A 3,772-nucleotide genomic window follows, 5' to 3' on the forward strand; every position below is an offset into this window, starting at 1 on the left:
GCTATGCGAATGCTTAAGCTCCATCCCAAAATTGACGGCTTCCTTAACAAACTGCTTAACAAGGGTTTTAAACTTGGTCAGATCTTTAAATGTCCGGGACCTCGCTAGCCGCTCACCAGCTGAATCAACCTCTTTCATTAATTGCTGCAGTTGTCCCAGTTGCATTTTATGTTCTTGCTTCTGTACCAATTCATTGAAATTGATTCCGCTCCCCGGCTGCTGCTTTTGGTCTTGGCGTACTTTATCAACATTAACACGCATATCCTGGTTAATTTTCATCTCTTGCTAAACCTCCGCGTACTTCCTGTTAAAATTGGTGAAACTGTTCAACCGGCAATACAAATACGGTTGCTCCCCCAACTTCAACCTCTACTGGGTAAGGAACATACGAATCTGCATTTCCTCCCATTGGAGATACCGGTGCCACAAGCTGGTCTCTGGATTTACAATTATCCCTGATGACCTCAAGTGCTTTTTCAACCCTGATGTCTTCGGTTCCTATGATAAAAGTGGTATTCCCAGATTTTAAGAATCCACCTGTACTAGCCATTTTTGTTGCTCGAAAATTATGGTCCACCAATGCATTCGACAAACGATTGCTGTCCTGATCCTGAACCACGGCTAAAATTAATTTCATTCATGTTCCTCCTTTTTTTATTCCGTAACAATTGTATTCTCATTATAACAGGATTCACGTGACAAGACATGATTTATACTAAAAATCCCAAACGCTTCCAAATGATGCCACTGTTAGTAAAGCTTAATCTGTTAACGAGCCGTTATAAATGAAAACAAGCCTAAAATTCAATCAGGCTTGTCTCAATTATTCATTTATTTAATATATCTTTTATTTTCGCTTCGGCATCCTCATATACTGAATTGAGTTCCCTAGAAGCATCAATTTTTACAATTCGATCCGCAAATCGATCTGCAAGAATCATGTATCCTTCTCTCACCTTTTGGTGGAATTCCAGATTCTCAAGATCAAGGCGATTCACTTCCCGCCCTTTATTTTTATTGATTCTTTCCAGACCCAATTCCGGAGCCAAATCAAAATATAAAGTAAGCTGAGGCATCATATCTTCGATGGCAAACTCATTAATCGAGTACACCTCGTCAATGCCCAGCCCGCGGGCGTATCCCTGATAAGCCAACGAACTGTCGACAAACCTGTCACATAAAATGATTTTTCCCTTTTCAAGAGCAGGCTTAACCTTTTCAGCCAGATGCTGCCTTCTTGCTGCAGCATATAATAACGCCTCTGTGCGTGGGTCCATCGCCGTATTATCACGGTCTAAGATCACTTGCCTGATTTGCTCTGCAATCTCAATACCTCCTGGCTCACGTGTAGCCACTACCTCGAACCCCTCTTTTTGAAGATTTTCAGCAAGCATATTAATAATCGTTGTCTTGCCTGACCCATCCGGTCCCTCAATTGTTATAAATATTCCGTTAGCCATTTATATCCCCCAACTCTTAAACACTCTTATTTTATCAGCAGACAAGAACTCTCCACCCTGGATTTTCGCACCTATATTACTCAGATAGCTAATTGTCTGTAAGTCCTGTTCCCTCACCACTTCACCTGGAAGGCAAAGTGGAATACCCGGCGGGTAAGGGATGATTGATTCCGCACAGATTCTTCCGGCAGATGTATCAAGTGGAATGATCTCTGTATCCTGGTGTTCCATTTCCTTATAACCTACAGCTAATATTGAAATCGCGTTATTTTTTATGAAATGGTTCTCACTAATCGACTGGCCCATCTGAATTGACTGAGCTGCAGCGGCAAGGCTATTAGCAGCCTCCAGCAATCTGTGCTTCATTCCTTTCTTTAACAAAGGGAGCACACATAGGACATTGTATGGGTCCGCTAATTCGGTAAAAATCCCCTTTGACTCCAAAATCTTTTGCAATTCAAACCCTGATAAGGTTCCTGCTGCCTGGATGGTCATCTTTAAAGGATCATCTTGGCTCAATAACCGAATCGTCTCGATGTTATTTACTGTACTTCGGAAACTTTCAATCTCTCCACTAAGATAGGTGAGATCCTCTAGACTATATGTACCCAGATAGCTTCGCGCCAAATCCAGGGAAGCCATCAAGGGATAAGATGGACTGCTGGATTGCAGTGCCTGTAAATAAAACTGTAATTGGTCCCGAGAAACCAGGCTGCTTTGAAAGTGGAGAAATGCCCCCATCGTCATCGCAGGCAGCGTTTTATGCGCGGATTGCACAACGATGTCGGCCCCTAGCTCCACTGCAGATTGCGGAAAATAATCCCCCGCAATAAAATGCACACCATGTGCCTCATCCACCAGCACAGGAATGCCATGAGTATGTGCCAAATCGATAATACTCTTAAGGTCATAAGTCAACCCGTAATAATTAGGATATGTTAAAATAAGTGCCTTTGCATCTGGATACTGATTAATAGCCGACTTAATGTCATCTATATTCAGTCCTCCTGCAACTTTATATTCCAGGTTATAATCAGGGCTGATAAAGACAGGATTGGCTTTAGCAAGTTTTATGCCATTCATAATTGATTTATGAGAATTGCGCTGTACCAGTACAATATCGTTTTCTTTTATGACCGAAAGAATCATCGACAAATTCCCTACCGTAGAGCCATTTATTAAAAAAAAGCTCTTTTGAGTACGATACAAATCTGCTAATAGCTCTTCTGCTTCTAAAATGACACCTTCTGGAGAATGCAAATCGTCAAGACCAGTTATTTCCGTGGCATCAAGCTTTAATATATCACTAAAAAAGGATTTTCCCTTTTCCAAAAAAACTTCGCCAAATTTATGGCCAGGAACATGAAAGGAAATGGGATTTTCCTGATTATGTTTTATTAGTTGGTCAAACAAAGGTGTTCTCGATTGTTTCATATACTCACCTTTTATACATTATTCATTCATACTTACCTATTTTAACATTGATCTTGAGCAAAAAAAATAAAAGCCCTATAAAGAGCTTTTAACTATAAATCTCAGGATTCGTTACTTTCCTTAACTTATCTACGTAATATTTATATTGAGGATCACTCGTATCTGTCTTGATCATGACGCTCTCACACTCTGTGCAAATAAATGAAGTATACAGGTGTATTCCAGCTGTTTTAGTCTGTTCGCAAACCACACACGTTTCCCCAACTTGTTCTTTTGCTAAAAGCGAACCCAATTTCTCCACCTCCGTACACCTATTGTTGCCAGGAGCTTCCTTTTGTATACAATTTTCCGAATAATATTTTAGAAAGTTTAATTGTTTTATATTTTATGATTGACTTTCCATTTCCTTGTATGTCTTATAACAATTTAGGGTTGGTTAATTATTATATATATTGCTTAGATAAATATTTTCCATAACGTAAAGGTCGCTTTGTCAGGGCATCCGAGTATAAAGCTTATCCCATATCTATAAATAAAATTGCGAACATCGCCAAAATTATCGCCAGAAAAGTTGTAAACTTCGCCAATAAAACCTTATTAGCATCAATAAATCTTGCTGCTCCTTAACGAATAGGCTATAAAACTCGTGAAAATCCAGTATCCGATTTTTTCTCTTGTGTCAGTAAGCGACAAAATTTACGAAAAGAGCCTAAAAATAAAAAAAGAACAGCCATAACAGCTGTTCTTTCGAGTGCCCGGCGGCGTCCTACTCTCACAGGGGGAAACCCCCAACTACCATCGGCGCTGAGAAACTTAACTTCCGTGTTCGGTATGGGAACGGGTGTGACCTTCTCGCCATCGCCACCAGACTATTTGAT

The 3,772-nt window shown here is 40.2% G+C and carries 5 protein-coding genes and 1 rRNA gene; all 6 read right to left on the reverse strand.

Annotated features, from left to right (window positions below; translation table 11 throughout):
- On the reverse strand, positions 1 to 279 hold a 279-nt coding region (locus WB217_RS14070), incomplete at its 3' end, for a YaaR family protein (RefSeq protein WP_423993850.1).
- A 28-nt stretch (positions 280 to 307) separates the two neighbouring features.
- Entirely contained in the window at positions 308 to 637 is a 330-nt protein-coding gene (locus WB217_RS14075; RefSeq protein ID WP_023613337.1) for a cyclic-di-AMP receptor, read from the reverse strand.
- 190 nt (positions 638 to 827) lie between these two features.
- Positions 828 to 1,460 carry a dTMP kinase gene (gene tmk, locus WB217_RS14080; RefSeq protein ID WP_423993851.1) on the reverse strand — a complete coding sequence of 211 codons (633 nt, stop codon included), beginning with the start codon at positions 1,458 to 1,460 and terminating at the stop codon, positions 828 to 830.
- Positions 1,461 to 2,894, reverse strand: a complete 1,434-nt coding sequence (locus WB217_RS14085; protein ID WP_423993852.1) for an aminotransferase class I/II-fold pyridoxal phosphate-dependent enzyme — start codon at positions 2,892 to 2,894, stop codon at positions 1,461 to 1,463.
- Between the two features lie 88 nt (positions 2,895 to 2,982).
- Positions 2,983 to 3,186 carry a sigma factor G inhibitor Gin gene (locus tag WB217_RS14090; RefSeq protein ID WP_423993853.1) on the reverse strand — a complete coding sequence of 68 codons (204 nt, stop codon included), beginning with the start codon at positions 3,184 to 3,186 and terminating at the stop codon, positions 2,983 to 2,985.
- 461 nt (positions 3,187 to 3,647) lie between these two features.
- Positions 3,648 to 3,763, reverse strand: a 5S ribosomal RNA gene (gene rrf / locus WB217_RS14095).
- Between the last annotated feature and the right edge of the window lie 9 nt (positions 3,764 to 3,772).

Source organism: Mesobacillus sp. (genome assembly GCF_049588175.1).
GTDB lineage: Bacteria > Bacillota > Bacilli > Bacillales > Cytobacillaceae > Mesobacillus.

Coding starts and splice junctions, on each gene's coding strand:
- WB217_RS14075 (WP_023613337.1), bottom strand. CDS start 637: ATGAAATTAATTTTAGCCGTGGTTCAGGATCAGGACAGCAATCGTTTG.
- tmk (WP_423993851.1), bottom strand. CDS start 1,460: ATGGCTAACGGAATATTTATAACAATTGAGGGACCGGATGGGTCAGGC.
- WB217_RS14085 (WP_423993852.1), bottom strand. CDS start 2,894: ATGAAACAATCGAGAACACCTTTGTTTGACCAACTAATAAAACATAAT.